Below are 17,056 nucleotides of genomic sequence, written 5' to 3'. Positions count from 1 at the left end.
TTCCATAAAAAATTGTTATGATCGCCGCCATGACAACTATTGCCCCTTCGACCCCTGGCGTTCAACTGCTCGAGGTCTCGCCGGAATATGCCGGCCAACGAATCGATAATTTCCTGCTGGCCCGGCTCAAAGGCGTGCCCAAGACTTTGATTTACCGCATTTTGCGCAAAGGCGAAGTGCGGGTGAACAAAGGCCGGATCAAGCCCGAATACAAGCTCCAGGCCGGCGATATCGTGCGCGTGCCGCCGGTACGCGTGCCCGAGCGCGATGAACCGGTGCCCCTGGCCCAGGGCCTGCTGCAGCGCCTCGAGGCTTCGATCGTCTTTGAAGACAAGGCCCTGATCGTGATCAACAAGCCCGCGGGCATTGCGGTTCACGGCGGTAGCGGCCTGAATTTCGGCGTGATCGAAGCCTTTCGTCAGTTGCGTCCCGACGCCAAGGAGTTGGAGCTGGTCCATCGCCTGGACCGCGACACCTCCGGCCTGTTGATGATCGCCAAGAAGCGCAGCATGTTGCGCCACTTGCACGAACAGTTGCGCGGTGATGGCGTCGACAAGCGCTACATGGCATTGGTGCGTGGTCGCTGGGATACGTCCATCAAGCAAGTCCGTGCGCCGCTGCTCAAGAGCAACCTGCGTTCCGGCGAACGCATGGTGGAGGTCAACGAGGAGGGCAAGGAGGCGTTGACGGTGTTCAAGGTACTGCGCCGCTTCGGTGACTTCGCCACTCTGGTCGAGGCCAAGCCGGTGACGGGGCGTACCCACCAGATCCGTGTCCATACCCTGCACGCCGGGCATTGCATCGCCGGTGACAGCAAATATGGCGATGACGATTTCACCAAGGAAATCCGTGACCTGGGCGGCAAGCGCCTGTTCCTCCATGCCTACATGCTTACCGTGCCGCTGCCTGACGGTGGCGAGCTGAAACTGCAGGCTCCCGTGGATGACATGTGGGCCAAGACCGTGGAGCGGTTGAGTGCATCCTGACTACAAGCTGTTGATTTTCGATTGGGATGGCACTCTGGCCAACTCCATTGGTCGGATCGTGGAGTCGATGCATGTCGCGTCGGATCGTACGGGTTTTGCCCGGCGTGATGATTTTGCGGTCAAAGGCATCATTGGCCTGGGTTTGCCAGAAGCCATTCGTAGCCTGTATCCGGAGATTGGTGACGATGAGTTGGTGGTTTTTCGCCAGCATTACGCCGATCACTACATTGCTTTGGAGGCCGAGCCTTCGCCTTTGTTCGATGGTGTGGTCAACACCCTTGAAGTCCTGCGAGCCGAGGGTTATCACTTGGCTGTCGCGACCGGCAAGGCCCGTCGCGGGTTGGATCGGGTATTGAAATCCCATGGTTGGGATGATTATTTCGATGTCACCCGTGCAGCGGATGAAACCGCCAGCAAGCCGCATCCGCTGATGCTTGAGCAGATACTTGCGCATTGCGAGGTGCGGCCGGAGCAGGCATTGATGGTGGGGGACTCGTCGTTCGATCTGCAAATGGCACGCAACGCCGGCATGGGGTCGGTGGCTGTCAGCTATGGCGCGCAGTCCATCGAGGCGCTCCGGGCATTCGAGCCGCGACTGGCGATCGATCATTTTCCTGAATTGCACGCCTGGCTGAGCCGGCGCACCGATTAAAGTCTGTTGAGGATGCATGTATGACCGATGAATGGAAGGCACCGGCCAAGGCGAGCGCTGACAACGGTGACGATAAAAGCTGGAAATTACTGGAAAAAACCTTGTTGGCCGGGGTGGAGGAGCAGCGTCGTGCGCGCCGCTGGGGGATCTTCTTCAAGTGCCTGGTCTTCATTTATCTGTTTTTCGGCTTGGCGATGATTTTCCAGGCGCTTGACGGGAAGAAGAGTCCAGGAGGTGGTGCGGCCTATACGGCGGTCATCGACATCGAGGGCATGATTGCCGACAAGGAAGCGGCCAGCGCGGACAACATCATCGGCAGCCTGCGAGCTGCGTTCGAAGATTCGAAAGTCAAAGGGGTGGTGCTGCGCATCAACAGTCCGGGTGGCAGCCCGGTGCAGGCTGGCTACGTCTATGACGAAATCGTCCGCTTGCGTGCCGCGCATCCGGATATCAAGGTCTACGCGGTGATTTCCGATCTTGGCGCCTCCGGTGCCTATTACATCGCCAGTGCGGCGGATCAGATCTATGCCGATAAGGCCAGTCTGGTGGGCTCCATTGGTGTGACTGCGGCCGGTTATGGCTTTGTCGAGACGCTGGGCAAGCTCGGGGTGGAGCGCAGGGTCTACACCGCAGGCGAGCACAAATCCTTCCTTGATCCGTTCCAGCCGCAGAAGCCTGAGGAAACGGCGTTCTGGCAGGGTGTGCTCGACACTACCCACAAGCAGTTCATCGCCAGCGTCAAGAAGGGCAGGGGCGAGCGGCTGAAAGACAAGGAGCATCCGGAATTGTTCTCCGGTCTGGTCTGGTCTGGCGAGCAGGCATTGCCGCTTGGGCTGATCGACGGATTGGGCAGTGCCAGTTCGGTGGCTCGGGATGTGATCGGCGAGAAGGAATTGGTGGATTTCACTATCGAAGAGTCGCCGATTGACCGCTTCTCGAAAAAGCTGGGCGCCAGCATCGCCGAGCACCTGGCAATGTGGATGGGCTTCCAGGGGCCAGCGTTGCGCTGATTGCTTTGGGGCTTGAGTGCAGGGGAGGGCTGATGCCGTCCCCTGTGACGAGGTTCTGCCTCAAGGCACCAGTACGTTCTCGGCCAGCAACATATCCACAAGGCGAATCAGCGGCAGGCCAACCAGACTGGTGGCGTCCGGGCCTTCGGTGCTCTGGAACAGGCTCACGCCAAGCCCCTCGGCCTTGAAGCTGCCCGCGCAGTCATACGGTTGCTCGGCCCGCAGGTAGCGTTCGACCCGTTCTGGGTCCAGCGAGCGCATATTCACGGTAAACGGAACGCAATCGACCTGGCAGGCGCCGGTCTGGCTGTTGAGCAGTGCCAGGCCGGTCAGGAAGGTCACCTTGGCGCCGCTGGCGGCCAGCAGTTGTTCGCGAGCATTCTCGAAGGTATGGGGCTTGCCCAGGATGCGTTCGCCGAGCACGGCTACCTGGTCTGAACCGATGATCAGGTGCGCCGGGTGGCTGCCTGCCAGTGCCAAGGCTTTTTCCCGGGCCAGGCGTTTTACCAGTTCGATGGCGGGCTCGCCGGGGCGGTGGCTTTCGTCGATATCCGGCGAGCTGCAGACGAACGGTAGTCTCAGGCGGGCGAGTAATTCGCGCCGATAGACCGAGCTGGAGGCAAGTAATAAAGGCAGCATGGGCATCTCCAAAAGGCAGGGGGGAATTCTAGCGAGGCGCGCAAGTAACGGACAGGGCTGAATTTCCTTTGACATGGCCGGGTGCATCCCTATAATGCTGCGCCTATGTTGAATGACCCGATTCCACCTCACGTTGACCCGCGCAAATTGGCTGATCGTGGCACCACCCTCCAAGGTGAACTGCTGCTGGCCGATTTGAAGAGACTCTGCGACCCGCTTTCCGACGATGTCGGTACGGTCCAGGCCAAATTCGTTTTTGAACGAGATGAACGTAAATCTGTGGTGATCCACAGCTTTATCGACACTGAAGTCAAAATGGTTTGCCAGCGTTGTCTTGAGCTGGTCACCCTGCCGATCCACAGCGAATGCAGTTACGCCGTGGTGAAGGAGGGTGCGAATACCCAGTCGTTGCCGAAAGGTTATGACGTGCTGGAACTGGGCGAAGATCCATTGGATCTGCAGTCACTGATCGAGGAGGAGCTTCTGCTCGCCTTGCCCATTGTGCCTGCTCATCATCCGGAAGAATGCCAGCAGCCGGCGGGAGCAGATGAGCCCGAACCGAGCGAGGACGAGGTAACGCGGTCCAACCCGTTCAGTGTATTGGCGCAGTTAAAGCGTGACCCAAACGTTTAGGAGTTAATCAATTATGGCTGTTCAGCAGAACAAAAAATCCCGCTCTGCCCGTGACATGCGCCGTTCGCACGACGCTCTCGAGGCTAGCACCCTGTCCGTAGAAAAAACCACCGGTGAAGTTCACCTGCGTCACCACGTATCGCCAGAAGGCGTATACCGTGGTCGCAAAGTGATCGACAAGGGCGCTGACGAGTAATCCTTGTCTGCTCAAGTCATCGCGATTGACGCAATGGGCGGGGACTTCGGTCCCCGCAGCATTGTTCAGGCCAGCCTTGCTTGTCTGAATGCTACGCCCTCGCTGCACCTGACCCTTGTCGGTCAACCCTCCCTCCTGGAAGAAATGCTCAATGGCCAATCGGCTGTGGATCGCTCGCGCCTGACGATTGCGCCAGCGTCCGAAGTGATTGCCATGGACGAAAAGCCTGCCCAGGCCCTGCGCAGCAAGCCTGATGCGTCGATGCGGGTGGCCCTCGAGCTGCTGCGAGATGGCAAGGTCCAGGCGTGTGTCAGTGCGGGCAATACCGGTGCGCTGATGGCGCTGTCTCGCTATGTGCTCAAGACGTTGCCAGGGATCGATCGGCCGGCGATGGTTGCGGCAATCCCGACCCAGCGCGGTTTTTGTCAATTGCTCGATCTGGGTGCCAACGTCGATTGCAGCGCCGAACATCTGCTGCAGTTCGCCGTGATGGGTTCGGTGGCGGCCGAAACCCTGGGCGTCGTGCGCCCTCGCGTGGCGTTGCTCAATATCGGCACCGAGGACATCAAGGGCAACCAGCAGGTCAAGCTGGCTGCCACGTTGTTGCAGGGCGCGCGCGGTATCAACTACATCGGTTTCGTCGAGGGCGATGGCTTGTATCGCGGCGAGGCGGATGTGGTGGTGTGTGATGGTTTCGTCGGCAACATCCTGCTCAAGTCCAGCGAAGGCCTGGCGACCATGATCGCTGAGCGAATCGAGACGTTGTTTCGCCAGAGCCTGGCATCGCGGGTGGTCGGCGCATTGGCGCTGCCGTTGATGCGGCGACTGCAGGCGGATCTGGCGCCGGCTCGACACAACGGCGCCAGTTTCCTTGGGTTGCAGGGCATTGTGATCAAGAGCCACGGTTCGGCAGGCGTGCAGGGCTTTCAAAGCGCGATTAACCGGGCGGTGATCGAGATCCAGGAAAACCTGCCCGAGCGCCTGCATGGTCGCCTCGAAGATTTGTTAACTTAGGCGTTTTCGTCCGACAATGCTTAAATGTGACCGGTCGGTTCAACCGGCCATCCAACTGTCAGTTTCCTAGCGCCCCCAGGGGCGTCAATTTTTGACGACAAGATCATTAGGGGCTTTGTTTTCATGTCTGCTTCCCTCGCATTCGTCTTTCCAGGACAGGGTTCGCAGTCCCTCGGCATGCTGGCCGAGCTGGGCGCGCAATACCCGCTGATCCTCGAAACATTCAAAGAAGCTTCCGATGCACTCGGCTACGACCTGTGGGCGCTGACCCAGCAAGGGCCGGAAGAGCAACTCAATCAAACCGATAAAACCCAGCCGGCCATCCTGACCGCCTCGATCGCGCTCTGGCGTCTGTGGCTGGCTGAGGGTGGCGCGCGCCCGGCGTTTGTCGCCGGTCACAGCCTGGGCGAATACAGCGCCCTCGTGGCAGCCGGCAGCCTGAGCCTGGGCGATGCGGTGAAGCTGGTGGAGCGTCGTGGCCAACTGATGCAGGAGGCTGTTCCGGCCGGGCAGGGCGGCATGGCCGCGATCCTCGGCCTGGAAGATGCCGATGTGCTGGCAGCCTGTGCCGAAGCCGCTCAAGGTGATGTGGTCAGCGCGGTCAACTTCAACTCGCCGGGCCAGGTGGTGATCGCCGGTGCCAAGGCTGCTGTCGAGCGCGCCATCGAAGGTTGCAAGGCTCGTGGTGCCAAGCGCGCCATGCCGCTACCGGTCAGCGTGCCGTCGCACTGTGAACTGATGCGCCCGGCCGCTGAGCGTTTTGCCGAGTCCATCGCCGCCATCGATTGGCAGGCGCCACAGATTCCCGTGGTGCAGAACGTCAGCGCCAATGTCGCGGCGGATCTCGAGACCCTCAAGCGCGACCTGCTGGAACAACTCTACAAACCGGTTCGTTGGGTCGAATCGGTGCAGACCCTGGCAGCCAAGGGCGCGACCGAACTGGTCGAGTGCGGCCCTGGCAAAGTGCTGGCCGGTCTGAACAAACGCTGCGCCGAAGGCGTATCGACTTCCAACCTCAATACCCCAGACGCTTTCGCTGCCACCCGTGCAGCACAAGCCTGAACAGGAGAAGCTTGCATGAGTCTGCAAGGTAAAGTTGCACTGGTGACCGGTGCAAGCCGTGGCATCGGCCAGGCCATTGCCCTGGAACTGGGTCGTCAAGGCGCCATCGTCGTGGGCACCGCGACTTCCGCTTCGGGCGCCGAGCGCATCGCCGCGACCCTGAAGGAAAACGATATTCAAGGCGCCGGCCTGGAACTGAATGTCACCAGCGACGAATCTGTTGCGGCGGTGTTGGCAAGCATTCAGGAGCAGTTCGGCGCGCCGGCGATCCTGGTCAATAATGCCGGTATCACCCGCGATAACTTGATGATGCGCATGAAAGATGACGAATGGTTCGACGTGATCGACACCAACCTGAACAGCCTGTACCGGCTGTCCAAGGGGGTTCTGCGCGGCATGACCAAGGCTCGTTGGGGGCGAATTATCAGTATTGGTTCGGTTGTGGGTGCCATGGGCAACGCAGGCCAAGTAAACTATGCTGCGGCGAAGGCCGGTCTGGAAGGTTTCAGCCGTGCACTGGCGCGTGAAGTGGGTTCGCGCTCGATTACGGTAAACTCGGTAGCCCCGGGTTTTATCGACACCGACATGACCCGTGAACTGCCGGAAGCACAGCGTGAAGCGTTGCAGACACAAATTCCGCTGGGTCGTCTGGGGCAAGCTCAAGAAATCGCGTCTGTGGTCGCTTTTCTTGCATCGGACGGTGCGGCATACGTGACCGGGGCTACAATCCCGGTAAACGGCGGGATGTACATGAGTTAAATGTGACGGATTGCTTCAAAAAAATGTCATACGAGCTGTCTAAAATCCGTTATAAAGCTGCAATCAATTTATAGACGGCGGGCCGCGGGGTTTGAGGAGTGAAGCTTTCGGTTGAAAAACCGAAAAGTTCTTCTATACACTTACCCACCGGCCAGCTGCCTGAATTTGTCCATTAGGAGTGAAAACAAGGTATGAGCACCATCGAAGAGCGCGTCAAGAAAATCGTTGCCGAGCAACTGGGCGTTAAAGAAGAAGAAGTTGTGAACACCGCTTCCTTCGTTGAAGACCTGGGTGCCGACTCCCTTGACACCGTTGAGCTGGTGATGGCTCTGGAAGAGGAATTCGAGACCGAAATCCCTGACGAAGAAGCTGAGAAGATCACTACTGTACAAGCTGCTATCGACTACGTTACCAGCCACCAGGCGTAATTGTTTTTAGTCGTCGCTAGCTGTCATGGAAAAACCGCACTGCCATCACGGCGTGCGGTTTTTTCTTTAGGCCTGATGCAAAGTCGTCATTAGAAAAAGGAGAGTGCTGTGTCGCGTAGACGCGTCGTAGTCACCGGTATGGGTATGTTGTCGCCACTGGGCACGGATGTGCCAAGCAGCTGGCAGGGCATTCTGGCTGGCCGCAGTGGCATTGGTCTGATCGAACACACCGACCTTTCTGCCTATTCCACCCGTTTTGGCGGCTCGGTAAAGGGCTTCAATGTCGAGGAATACCTGTCGGTCAAGGAAGCCCGCAAACTTGACCTGTTCATTCAATACGGCCTGGCAGCCGGTTTCCAGGCGGTGCGTAACGCTGGCCTGGAAGTCACCGATGCCAACCGTGAACGCATCGGCGTGGCCATGGGCTCGGGTATTGGCGGTCTGACCAATATCGAGGAAACCAGCCGCACGCTGCACGAGTCGGGGCCGCGACGGATTTCTCCGTTCTTTGTACCGGGCTCGATCATCAACATGATTTCCGGTTTCCTGTCCATCCACCTGGGTGCCCAGGGACCTAACTACGCCATTGCCACGGCGTGCACCACCGGGACCCACTGCATCGGCATGGCCGCGCGCAACATCATGTACGACGAAGCCGACGTGATGATTGCCGGCGGCGCCGAAATGGCAGCTTGCGGCTTGGGCATGGGTGGCTTCGGTGCCTCCCGTGCGTTGTCCACCCGCAACGATGAACCGGCCCGGGCGAGCCGCCCGTGGGACAAGGGGCGCGATGGCTTTGTGCTGTCCGACGGTGCCGGTGCGTTGGTACTCGAAGAGCTGGAACATGCCAAGGCACGTGGTGCGACCATCTATGCCGAACTGATCGGCTTTGGTACCAGTGGCGACGCCTACCACATGACGTCGCCACCGGCCGACGGTGCCGGTGCTGCCCGTTGTATCGCCAACGCCTTGCGTGACGCGAAAATCAACGGTGAGCAGGTCCAGTACATCAATGCCCACGGCACTTCGACCCCGGCTGGCGATTTGGCCGAAGCCCAGGCGATCAAGACCGTGTTCGGCGAGCACGCCTACAAGCTGGCGGTCAGCTCGACCAAGTCCATGACCGGCCACCTGCTGGGTGCGGCAGGGGCGGTGGAAGCGATCTTCAGCGTCCTGGCGATCAACAGCCAGACCGCGCCGCCGACCATCAACCTCGATGAGCCGGACGAAGGCTGCGACCTGGACTTCGTGCCGCACACCGCCCGCGGCATGGACATCGATGTGGTGTTGTCCAACTCCTTCGGCTTTGGTGGGACCAACGGCTCGCTGGTGTTCCGCCGGTTCGCCGGTTGATGGAAAGCTGGGTCGACGGTCAACCGGCCGACGTCCTGTCGCTGAAAGATCGCGGCCTGGCTTACGGCGATGGGTTGTTTGAAACCATCGCTGTGCGCAAGGGCGGGCCAGTGTTGCTGGACCGTCATCTGCAACGCCTGGAAACAGGTTGCCGGCGCTTGGCGCTCAAGGTCGACATGACCGCGTTGAGTACTGAGCTGGGTGCCTACGCCCGGTGCCTGGGCGACGGCGTGCTGAAGCTGATCGTGACCCGTGGGGACAGCTTGCGCGGTTATGCCGCTGATCCCTCGGCCACGGCCCGGCGCATCCTGCAAGGGAGCCCGTCGGCCGCTTATCCCGCGGCCCACGCCGAACAAGGCATTCGCCTGTTTCCTTGCACCGTGCGCTTGTCCGAGCAGCCCTTGCTCGCCGGCCTGAAACATCTCAATCGCCTTGAACAAGTGCTGGCCCGTGCTGAATGGGCCGACTCGGAACATGCCGAAGGCTTGATGCTGGATACGTCCGGACGGGTGATCGAAGGTGTCTTCAGCAACCTGTTCCTGGTGCGCGACGGTGTGTTGGTCACGGCGGATCTGAGCCGTTGCGGCGTGGCCGGCGTGATGCGTGCAGAATTATTGTTTCAAGCCGAGTCTCAAGGCATTGCCACGCAAATCACTGACATTAGCCTCGAACAACTGCAACAGGCCGATGAAGTCTTCGTCTGCAACAGCGTTTATGGCGTGTGGCCAGTGTTCGCATGTGGTTCGACGCGCTGGTCGGTTGGGCCGCTCACCCGTAAACTGCAGACCCTTGCCCGCGCGCTATTGGATGTTTGATTCGTGAGACGTAAATTCTTGCTGCTGCTGGAAACCGGACTGGTTCTGGCAGGGCTGTTGTTGGGCGCTTCGGCCTGGAAAATCCATTCGGCGCTGCTACAGCCGCTGAACATCACCCAGGAAGAACTGCTGGACGTACCCAACGGGACCACCCCGACCGGAACCCTCAAGCGCCTCGAAGCCGACGGCCTGATCAAGGACGCCTTCTGGTTGCGGGTCTATTGGCGCTTCAATCTCGCCGACCAGCCATTGCACTCCGGTGAATATCGGATGGTCCCAGGCATGACGATGGAAGGCCTGATCGGTGTCTGGAAACGCGGGGATGTGGTGCAGTACAGCGTGACGCTGGTGGAAGGCTGGAACTTCCGTCAGGTTCGTGCGGCGCTGGCCAAGGATGAAAAACTCCAGCAGACCCTCACCGGCCTGAGCGACAGCCAGGTGATGGAGCGTCTTGGTCATTCTGGGGTATTTCCCGAGGGCCGGTTTTTTCCGGACACCTATCGCTTTGTGCGCGGTACATCGGATGCCGACCTGCTGAAAAAAGCCTATGACCGACTGGAAGATGTGCTGGCCAGAGAATGGGAGCAGCGTGCCGCCGATGTACCTTATACCCAACCCTATCAGGCCCTGATCATGGCGTCCTTGGTGGAAAAGGAAACCGGTGTGCCCCAGGAGCGTGGGCAGATTGCCGGCGTGTTCGTGCGGCGCATGCGCCTGGGCATGCTGCTGCAAACCGACCCTACGGTGATCTACGGCTTGGGCGAGCGCTACACGGGCAAGCTCACCCGTGCCCATCTCAAAGAAGAAAATCCGTACAACACCTATTTGATTCCGGGCCTGCCACCAACGCCGATTGCGATGGTGGGGCGCGAGGCGATTCACGCGGCGTTGAACCCCGCGTCGGGGAACAGCCTTTACTTTGTCGCCCGCGGTGATGGCAGCCACGTGTTCTCCGATGACCTGGACGCGCACAACAACGCCGTGCGTGAATTCCAACTCAAGCGTCGCGCTGACTATCGCTCCAGCCCGGCTCCGGCCACGCCGGACGAGCAGGCGCCGATTCCCGCCGCATCGCCCGATACCGCGCCCGAGGCTGTGCCCCAGGTACCTGCAGAGCAACCTGCCCCGGAACCGAATGCCAGCGAGCCGCCGAGCGCGCAATGACTTTGATTAAGGATCGCCTGTGACTGGCTTGTTTATAACGCTCGAAGGCCCCGAAGGCGCCGGCAAGAGCACCAACCGCGAATACTTGGCCGAACGCCTGCGGGCCGCCGGCATCGAGGTGGTACTGACCCGCGAACCCGGCGGCACGCCGCTGGCCGAGCGCATTCGCGAGGTGCTGCTGGCGCCAATTGAAGAAGTCATGAATCCCGACACCGAGCTATTGCTGGTGTTCGCGGCGCGGGCGCAGCATTTGGCGGAAGTGATTCGCCCGGCGCTGGCCCGTGGTGCGGTGGTGCTCTGCGACCGTTTTACCGATTCCACCTACGCCTATCAGGGCGGTGGTCGGGGCCTGTCCCTGGAGCGTATCGCCGCGCTGGAGACCTTCGTCCAGGGCGAGCTGCGACCGGACCTGACCCTGGTGTTCGATCTACCGGTGGAGATCGGCCTGGCCCGTGCCAGCGCCCGGGGGCGCTTGGACCGTTTTGAGCTCGAGGGCCAGGATTTTTTCAACGCGGTGCGCAATGCCTTCCTGAGTCGCGCCAAGGCCGATCCAGCGCGATACCTGTTGATCGACGCCGCTCAACCGCTGACGCAGGTCCAGCAGTCCCTGGACAGCTTGCTGCCGCGTTTGCTGGAGCGTGCCCGTGGCTGAAGCCTATCCCTGGCAGGACGGCCTCTGGCAGCAGCTTGCCGGTCGTGCCCAGCATGCCCATGCCTATCTGCTGCACGGCCCGGTCGGCATTGGCAAGCGAGCGCTGGCTGAACGCCTGATGGCCAGCCTGCTGTGCCAGCGTCCGGGAGTCTCGAACGCCTGTGGTGAATGCAAGTCCTGCCTGCTGCTCAAGGCTGGCAGCCATCCCGACAATTACGTACTGGAGCCGGAAGAGGCCGACAAGGCAATCAAGGTCGACCAGGTGCGTGACCTGGTCAGCTTCGTGGTCCAGACCGCACAGATGGGGGGGCGCAAAGTGGTGCTGATCGAGCCGGTCGAGTCGATGAACATCAATGCCGCCAACGCCTTGCTCAAGAGTCTGGAAGAGCCTTCCGGCGACACCGTACTGTTGTTGGTCAGCCACCAGCCGAGCCGTTTGCTGCCAACGATCAAGAGCCGTTGTGTGCAACAGGCCTGCCCGCTGCCGAGCGAGGCGATGAGTCTGCAATGGCTGGCCCAGGCTTTGCCTGACAGCTCCGATGAAGAACGTATTGAATTGCTGACCCTGGCTGCCGGGTCGCCCTTGGCGGCTGTCAGCCTGCAAGCCCAGGGCGTGCGCGAGCAGCGGGCGTTGGTGGTGGACGGCGTGAAAAAACTGCTCAAGCAGCAGCAATCCCCGACGCAACTGGCTGAAGGCTGGAATGCCATCCCGTTGTTGCTGCTGTTTGACTGGTTTTGCGACTGGTCGAGCCTGATCCTGCGCTACCAGCTCACCGAGGACGAGGCCGGCCTGGGGTTGGCGGACATGCGCAAGGTGATCCAGTACCTGGCGCAAAAAAGCAGCCAGGACAAAATCTTGAACATTCAGGACTGGATTCTTGCCCAACGTCAGAAGGTGCTGAGCAAGGCGAATCTCAATCGGGTGTTGCTGCTCGAGGCGCTGTTGGTGCAGTGGGCGAGTTTGCCTGGTCGAAACTGACAGACACGGCCTAAACTCAGCTCAATTGCAGCGGAGATCAGCATGAACGAACCTGTCAGTCCTGGGCCACGCAATGGCATCCTGTCCCTGACGATCAAGGATAAGTCGGTGCTTTACGCCGCCTACATGCCCTTCATCAAGAACGGCGGCCTGTTCATTCCCACCAACAAGAATTATCGCCTGGGCGATGAGGTGTTCATGCTGTTGAGCCTGATGGATGAGCCGGAGAAGATCCCGGTTGCCGGCAAGGTGATCTGGATGACCCCCAAAGGTGCCCAGGGCAACCGTGCCGCTGGCGTTGGCGTGCAGTTCAATGACGGCGACAATGTGGCCCGCAATCAGATCGAAACCCACCTGGCCGGAACCCTGAAGTCCGACCGTCCCACCCATACGATGTAGCCCCGGCCCTTTATGCTTGTAGATTCCCATTGCCACCTTGACCGCCTCGACCTCGCCGCCCATGACGGCTCCCTGGATGCTGCGCTGGACGCTGCCCGCCAACGGGGTGTCGGGCACTTCCTGTGCATCGGGGTCAGTGCCGACAACGCCGCCGACGTCAAGGCGCTGGCCGAGCGCTATGAAGATGTCGATTGTTCGGTCGGTATCCATCCGCTGGATGTCCAGCCCGATGCCACACCGGCCCTCGACTGGCTGTTGCGTGAGCTGGACCACCCACGGGTGGTCGCCATCGGCGAAACCGGCCTGGACTATCACTACGAGCCGCAAGCCGCCGAAGTGCAGCAGGCCTCGTTCCGGCTGCACCTGGAGGCCGCGCAACAGACCGGTAAACCGGTGATCATCCACACCCGGGGCGCCCGGGCCGATACCTTGGCCTTGCTGCGTGACGCTGCGCTGCCCCAGGCCGGTGTGCTGCATTGCTTCACCGAAGACTGGGACATGGCCAAGGCTGCGCTGGACATGGGTTATTACATTTCCCTTTCCGGCATTGTCACGTTCCGCAATGCCGACGCGCTGCGGGACGTGGCCAGTAAAGTGCCCGCCGATCGCCTGCTGGTGGAAACCGACTCACCGTACCTGGCGCCGATTCCGTATCGCGGCAAGCCGAACCTTCCGCAATACGTCCGGGAGGTAGCGGAGTTTCTGGCGATGTTGCGCGGTGAGTCTTACGGGCGGTTCGCCGAACAGACCACGGAAAATTTTAAGCAATTGTTTCCGCTGGCCCATGTGCGGCCGATGCAGGCCTGAATTCCACGCAAAAAAAACCCGGGTTCTGGGGGGTGAATCCGGGTTAAGACCATTAGGAGTAAAACAAAGGCACGCGGTCCGTTGGTACCTTTATCGGTGCGTCACTTGGGGGAGATGTCGCCCCGACAGTTCAAGTATTGATCAGTATCACAACGCGTCCAGTCTGGCCGGGACGGTTTTTAAACAAATTTGGAATACGCTCGCTTCGGATAAGTTCTCACTGTCGCCAAAGCTTGCCGGTACGGGGTGATAGTGTGAAAAGTGGGGAGCCGGGCCAGCACGGTTTTCCGAAGAACGATGGCCGAGAACGGATGATCCGTGCATTTTTGCGTAAGTTAGGCATAATACCCGGCTTCGAATTTTGACCCTTCAGACCTTTTTCTTATGCACAAAGAACCCCGTAAGGTCCGTGAGTTTCGTCGCCGCGAGCAGGAAATTCTCGACACCGCGCTCAAGTTGTTCCTCGACCAAGGTGAAGACAGTGTCACCGTCGAGATGATTGCGGATGCCGTGGGTATCGGCAAAGGCACGATCTATAAACATTTCAAATCCAAGGCCGAGATCTACCTGCGCCTGATGCTCGATTACGAGCGCGATTTGAACGAGCTGCTGCATTCGGCTGATGTGGACAAGGACAAGGAAGCCCTGTCTCGGGCCTACTTCGAGTTCCGCATGCGCGACCCGCAGCGTTACCGCTTGTTCGATCGCCTGGAAGAGAAGGTGGTCAAGGGCAACCAGGTGCCGGAGATGGTCGAGGAGTTGCACAAGATCCGTGCCTCGAACTTCGAACGCCTGACCCTGCTGATCAAGGGCCGGATCAGCGAAGGCAAGCTCGAAGATGTGCCGCCTTACTTCCATTACTGCGCGGCCTGGGCGTTGGTGCACGGCGCGGTGGCGCTGTATCACTCGCCCTTCTGGAGTAACGTGCTGGAAGATCAGGAAGGCTTCTTCCAGTTCCTGATGGACATTGGCGTGCGCATGGGCAACAAGCGCAAGCGCGATACCGACGTCCCCAGTAACTGACATTCAGATGCCTTATTGCGCCATGTCCGCTTACATGGCGCAGTGCCCCAGGAATATACTCAGGCTTGGGTCTTGCGAAAACTTGATTTAAAGGTCAAGTTTCATGGGCCCGATTCTTCTTTCGCCGGAGTGATCCATGATCGTTGACCGTCAAGGCAGGCGTTTCCGCAATTTGCGGATCAGCCTGACTTCCGCCTGCAATTACGCCTGTACTTATTGCGTGCCCAACGGCAAGCGGCTGGTGGCTGCGCAGGATGAACTGTCGGCCGAGGCCATGGCGCGGGGTGTGGCTTATCTGATTGAAGCCGCTGGCATCGAGCGGTTGCGCATCACCGGTGGCGAGCCACTGGTCAGTCCCAAGCTTGAAAGCTTCATGACGGCGGTTGGGCAGATGGGCCTGGAAGACATCAGCCTGACCACCAACGGTCAGTTGCTGGCGAAAAAACTGCCATTGCTGGTAAACGCCGGTATCCGCCGGATCAACGTTTCCCTCGACACCTTGGACCCCGCTGCCTTTCGCAGCATCGCCCGCGGCGGTGATTTGGCGACGGTGCTTGATGGCATGGACCAGGCCCGGGCGGCGGGGCTGAAGATCAAGGTCAACATGGTGCCGTTGCGCGGGCAGAACCTTGATCAGGTAATGCCATTGCTCGAATACTGCATGGCGCGCGGCTATGAGTTGCGCTTTATCGAGTTGATGCGCATGGGCCACCTGGCCAGCGACTCCAACGCGTTCTTGCAGCAGTTCGTCAGTCTTCAACAACTGCTGAGCCTGATTGGCGAACAATACGAATACCTGCAGGCCGACGCGCCGGTGGATGCCACGGCGGTACGCTACGAGATCCCTGGGCTTGGGCACTTTGGCGTGATCGCCAACGAAAGCGTGCCGTTTTGCCGTACCTGCTCCCGGCTGCGGCTGTCCTCTACAGGTTGGTTGCATGGCTGCCTGTCGTCGAGTAACCGGCATTTCGTCGGCGACCTTTTGGATAAACCTCGCCATCAGGCATTGCCGGCGCTACAGCGCTTGCTGGTCAAGGCCTTGGGGGATAAGCAGGAAGTAGCGTTCTCTGGCGGCGCGACCATCATGAAAATCATCGGCGGCTGACCGAAGGCTTGCCCGCGATAGCCATTTTTCATTCAACTTGGAACCGTCTGACCCCCGTATTTCGATGAGCTGGCGCAAAAGCTGCATTCACTGGCCATTCGCCGGTTTTCCGTCACCGGTTTTTGGAGGGTAGGATGCGTAGCCTGGTTTTGCTGCTGGCCGTTTTGGCGCTTGGTGGCTGCATGAATGTCAGTGACATGGGAGAGGGCGTTCGTTATCACATGAGCGACGCCGGTCTGCTGGATCATAGCGACAGCCGTCGTATAAACAACCTGCGTATTCAGCCAGACTCGTTCATCTACATCGCTCAGGGGGCCTTCGCTCCACCAGGCAGCGCCTATCCACGTCCCAACGTCGTGGCCGAAGAAGCCTTTAACGGTTTCATCGAATATTTCCCCATGGTCCGTCGCGCCCGGGTTCCCGAAGGTCTCGACCAAGCCATGGGCGAGGCCCGTGCCGCCGGTGCCCACTACTTGCTCTACACCCGCTTCGCCAAGGCCGATAACCGTATCGGCAACACCGACGAATGGCAGGATGAAGAAGCCGTGGATCGCCTGGGTGTGGATACCAGCGTGATTCAGATCATGTTGATCGAGACCAGCACCCAGTATTTGATTGATACTGCGCGTATCAAGAGTCGTGGCGGTTTACTGACGTTGCACGACAAGCAGCCACAAGACCTCATCGCCACGCCGTTGCGTGAATATGCCCGCAGCCTGCTGGGGATGAGCGACGAGTAAACACAAGGAGTCACCATGAGCGGACCGCAAAAAGCCAATGATTTGCTGGGGCAGATCCCCAAGACCAAAGGCCTGCCGCCGGTCCACTTATGGAACCCTGACTTCTGCGGCGATATCGACATGCGCATCGCCCGTGATGGCACCTGGTACTACCTGGGCACGCCGATCGGGCGCAAGCCGATGGTCAAGCTGTTCTCCACCATCATCCGCCGCGATGGCGATGATTACTTCCTGATCACCCCCGTGGAAAAAGTCGGCATCAAGGTCGACGATGCGCCGTTCGTGGCCGTGACCCTCGAGGTTGAAGGCCAGGGGGAAGGGCAGTTGTTGCGCTTCACCACCAATGTCGAGGAAACCACTGAGGCCGGCGACGAACATCCACTGCGCGTGGTGATCGATCCCCAGACCCAGGAGCCTGCGCCGTACGTACATGTGCGCAGTAACCTCGAAGCGCTGATCCACCGCAATGTGTTCTACCAACTGGTGGAGCTGGCGGTCATTCGCGAGATCGACGGGCAGAAGTGGCTGGGGGTGTGGAGTGGTGGCAAGTTCTTCCCCATAGGCCTGGAACCCTGATTCCCTGTGGGAGCGAGCTTGCTCGCGATGACGGCATCATTATCAGCATCTCCTAAGCTGACCC

The 17,056-nt window shown here is 59.8% G+C and carries 21 protein-coding genes; 20 read left to right on the top strand and 1 reads right to left on the bottom strand.

Translation table 11 applies throughout. The features are described 5' to 3' along the window. The first annotated feature begins 29 nt into the window (after positions 1-29). The 3 genes from rluC to J9870_RS20925 are packed head-to-tail and all read left to right on the top strand — an operon-like array spanning position 30 to position 2,648. Positions 30-986, top strand: a complete 957-nt coding sequence (gene rluC / locus J9870_RS20935) for a 23S rRNA pseudouridine(955/2504/2580) synthase RluC (protein WP_210639817.1) — start codon at positions 30-32, stop codon at positions 984-986. After that, a complete protein-coding gene (locus tag J9870_RS20930; protein ID WP_210639816.1) occupies positions 976-1,638 on the top strand; it encodes an HAD-IA family hydrolase in 663 nt (220 codons plus the stop codon). Before rluC ends, J9870_RS20930 begins: the two co-directional genes overlap by 11 nt. A 20-nt stretch (positions 1,639-1,658) precedes the next feature. Then, entirely contained in the window at positions 1,659-2,648 is a 990-nt protein-coding gene (locus J9870_RS20925; protein WP_210639815.1) for a S49 family peptidase, read from the top strand. 60 nt (positions 2,649-2,708) lie between these two features. Here the strand turns inward: J9870_RS20925 and J9870_RS20920 are convergent, their stop codons facing one another. Further along, the gene (locus J9870_RS20920) at positions 2,709-3,287 is read right to left on the bottom strand and encodes a nucleoside triphosphate pyrophosphatase (protein ID WP_210639814.1); all 579 of its coding nucleotides are present in this window, start codon (positions 3,285-3,287) and stop codon (positions 2,709-2,711) included. 105 nt (positions 3,288-3,392) lie between these two features. Here J9870_RS20920 and J9870_RS20915 point away from each other — a divergent pair, with 105 nt between their 5' ends. The 17 genes from J9870_RS20915 (at position 3,393) to J9870_RS20835 (ending at position 16,992) form a co-directional block, all read left to right on the top strand. Next, positions 3,393-3,920, top strand: coding sequence for a YceD family protein (locus J9870_RS20915; RefSeq protein WP_003204262.1), 528 nt, complete (start codon positions 3,393-3,395; stop codon positions 3,918-3,920). Between the two features lie 13 nt (positions 3,921-3,933). Beyond that, positions 3,934-4,116 (top strand): 50S ribosomal protein L32, encoded by a 183-nt coding sequence (rpmF, locus tag J9870_RS20910; protein WP_003179396.1) that lies wholly within the window; start codon positions 3,934-3,936, stop codon positions 4,114-4,116. Positions 4,117-4,119: 3 nt separating this feature from the next. Next, complete coding sequence (gene plsX, locus J9870_RS20905; protein ID WP_210639813.1) at positions 4,120-5,130, top strand: phosphate acyltransferase PlsX; 1,011 nt, start codon at positions 4,120-4,122, stop codon at positions 5,128-5,130. Positions 5,131-5,253: 123 nt separating this feature from the next. After that, positions 5,254-6,192: an ACP S-malonyltransferase gene (gene fabD / locus J9870_RS20900; protein WP_210639812.1), complete on the top strand. Its 939-nt coding sequence runs from the start codon at positions 5,254-5,256 to the stop codon at positions 6,190-6,192. Positions 6,193-6,207: 15 nt separating this feature from the next. Then, positions 6,208-6,951: a 3-oxoacyl-ACP reductase FabG gene (gene fabG / locus J9870_RS20895; protein ID WP_210639811.1), complete on the top strand. Its 744-nt coding sequence runs from the start codon at positions 6,208-6,210 to the stop codon at positions 6,949-6,951. Positions 6,952-7,142: 191 nt separating this feature from the next. Further along, complete coding sequence (gene acpP / locus J9870_RS20890; RefSeq protein ID WP_003175607.1) at positions 7,143-7,379, top strand: acyl carrier protein; 237 nt, start codon at positions 7,143-7,145, stop codon at positions 7,377-7,379. A 108-nt stretch (positions 7,380-7,487) separates the two neighbouring features. Beyond that, positions 7,488-8,732, top strand: coding sequence for a beta-ketoacyl-ACP synthase II (gene fabF / locus J9870_RS20885; RefSeq protein ID WP_210639810.1), 1,245 nt, complete (start codon positions 7,488-7,490; stop codon positions 8,730-8,732). Then, the gene (gene pabC, locus J9870_RS20880) at positions 8,732-9,547 is read left to right on the top strand and encodes an aminodeoxychorismate lyase (protein ID WP_210639809.1); all 816 of its coding nucleotides are present in this window, start codon (positions 8,732-8,734) and stop codon (positions 9,545-9,547) included. Before fabF ends, pabC begins: the two co-directional genes overlap by 1 nt. A gap of 3 nt (positions 9,548-9,550) precedes the next feature. Continuing rightward, entirely contained in the window at positions 9,551-10,711 is a 1,161-nt protein-coding gene (gene mltG, locus J9870_RS20875) for an endolytic transglycosylase MltG (protein ID WP_210639808.1), read from the top strand. Between the two features lie 19 nt (positions 10,712-10,730). After that, positions 10,731-11,363: a dTMP kinase gene (gene tmk, locus J9870_RS20870; RefSeq protein ID WP_210639807.1), complete on the top strand. Its 633-nt coding sequence runs from the start codon at positions 10,731-10,733 to the stop codon at positions 11,361-11,363. After that, on the top strand, positions 11,356-12,342 hold the full coding sequence (locus J9870_RS20865) for a DNA polymerase III subunit delta' (RefSeq protein ID WP_210639806.1): 987 nt from the start codon (positions 11,356-11,358) through the stop codon (positions 12,340-12,342). The genes tmk and J9870_RS20865 overlap by 8 nt, the downstream gene beginning before the upstream one ends. A 42-nt stretch (positions 12,343-12,384) precedes the next feature. Beyond that, a complete protein-coding gene (locus tag J9870_RS20860) occupies positions 12,385-12,741 on the top strand; it encodes a PilZ domain-containing protein (protein ID WP_135846462.1) in 357 nt (118 codons plus the stop codon). A gap of 12 nt (positions 12,742-12,753) precedes the next feature. Beyond that, on the top strand, positions 12,754-13,548 hold the full coding sequence (locus J9870_RS20855) for a TatD family hydrolase (protein ID WP_210639805.1): 795 nt from the start codon (positions 12,754-12,756) through the stop codon (positions 13,546-13,548). Between the two features lie 384 nt (positions 13,549-13,932). Further along, the gene (locus J9870_RS20850; protein WP_060741238.1) at positions 13,933-14,571 is read left to right on the top strand and encodes a TetR/AcrR family transcriptional regulator; all 639 of its coding nucleotides are present in this window, start codon (positions 13,933-13,935) and stop codon (positions 14,569-14,571) included. 136 nt (positions 14,572-14,707) lie between these two features. After that, positions 14,708-15,676, top strand: coding sequence for a radical SAM protein (locus J9870_RS20845; protein ID WP_210639804.1), 969 nt, complete (start codon positions 14,708-14,710; stop codon positions 15,674-15,676). Between the two features lie 134 nt (positions 15,677-15,810). Then, positions 15,811-16,416 carry a DUF4823 domain-containing protein gene (locus tag J9870_RS20840; RefSeq protein ID WP_210639803.1) on the top strand — a complete coding sequence of 202 codons (606 nt, stop codon included), beginning with the start codon at positions 15,811-15,813 and terminating at the stop codon, positions 16,414-16,416. 15 nt (positions 16,417-16,431) lie between these two features. Next, entirely contained in the window at positions 16,432-16,992 is a 561-nt protein-coding gene (locus tag J9870_RS20835; protein WP_210639802.1) for a DUF1285 domain-containing protein, read from the top strand. The last annotated feature ends 64 nt before the right edge of the window (positions 16,993-17,056 follow it).

Source organism: Pseudomonas sp. Tri1 (assembly GCF_017968885.1).
Classification (GTDB): domain Bacteria; phylum Pseudomonadota; class Gammaproteobacteria; order Pseudomonadales; family Pseudomonadaceae; genus Aquipseudomonas.
Note: the sequence above shows the minus strand (reverse complement) of the source record. Positions and strands in the feature narration are given on the sequence as shown.

Bases quoted from the DNA above. Each gene is read 5' to 3' on its own strand.
- rluC (WP_210639817.1), top strand. From the start codon at position 30: ATGACAACTATTGCCCCTTCGACCCCTGGCGTTCAACTGCTCGAGGTC.
- J9870_RS20925 (WP_210639815.1), top strand. From the start codon at position 1,659: ATGACCGATGAATGGAAGGCACCGGCCAAGGCGAGCGCTGACAACGGT.
- J9870_RS20920 (WP_210639814.1), bottom strand. From the start codon at position 3,287: ATGCTGCCTTTATTACTTGCCTCCAGCTCGGTCTATCGGCGCGAATTA.
- J9870_RS20915 (WP_003204262.1), top strand. From the start codon at position 3,393: ATGTTGAATGACCCGATTCCACCTCACGTTGACCCGCGCAAATTGGCT.
- rpmF (WP_003179396.1), top strand. From the start codon at position 3,934: ATGGCTGTTCAGCAGAACAAAAAATCCCGCTCTGCCCGTGACATGCGC.
- fabD (WP_210639812.1), top strand. From the start codon at position 5,254: ATGTCTGCTTCCCTCGCATTCGTCTTTCCAGGACAGGGTTCGCAGTCC.
- fabG (WP_210639811.1), top strand. From the start codon at position 6,208: ATGAGTCTGCAAGGTAAAGTTGCACTGGTGACCGGTGCAAGCCGTGGC.
- acpP (WP_003175607.1), top strand. From the start codon at position 7,143: ATGAGCACCATCGAAGAGCGCGTCAAGAAAATCGTTGCCGAGCAACTG.
- pabC (WP_210639809.1), top strand. From the start codon at position 8,732: ATGGAAAGCTGGGTCGACGGTCAACCGGCCGACGTCCTGTCGCTGAAA.
- J9870_RS20860 (WP_135846462.1), top strand. From the start codon at position 12,385: ATGAACGAACCTGTCAGTCCTGGGCCACGCAATGGCATCCTGTCCCTG.
- J9870_RS20855 (WP_210639805.1), top strand. From the start codon at position 12,754: ATGCTTGTAGATTCCCATTGCCACCTTGACCGCCTCGACCTCGCCGCC.
- J9870_RS20850 (WP_060741238.1), top strand. From the start codon at position 13,933: ATGCACAAAGAACCCCGTAAGGTCCGTGAGTTTCGTCGCCGCGAGCAG.
- J9870_RS20845 (WP_210639804.1), top strand. From the start codon at position 14,708: ATGATCGTTGACCGTCAAGGCAGGCGTTTCCGCAATTTGCGGATCAGC.
- J9870_RS20840 (WP_210639803.1), top strand. From the start codon at position 15,811: ATGCGTAGCCTGGTTTTGCTGCTGGCCGTTTTGGCGCTTGGTGGCTGC.
- J9870_RS20835 (WP_210639802.1), top strand. From the start codon at position 16,432: ATGAGCGGACCGCAAAAAGCCAATGATTTGCTGGGGCAGATCCCCAAG.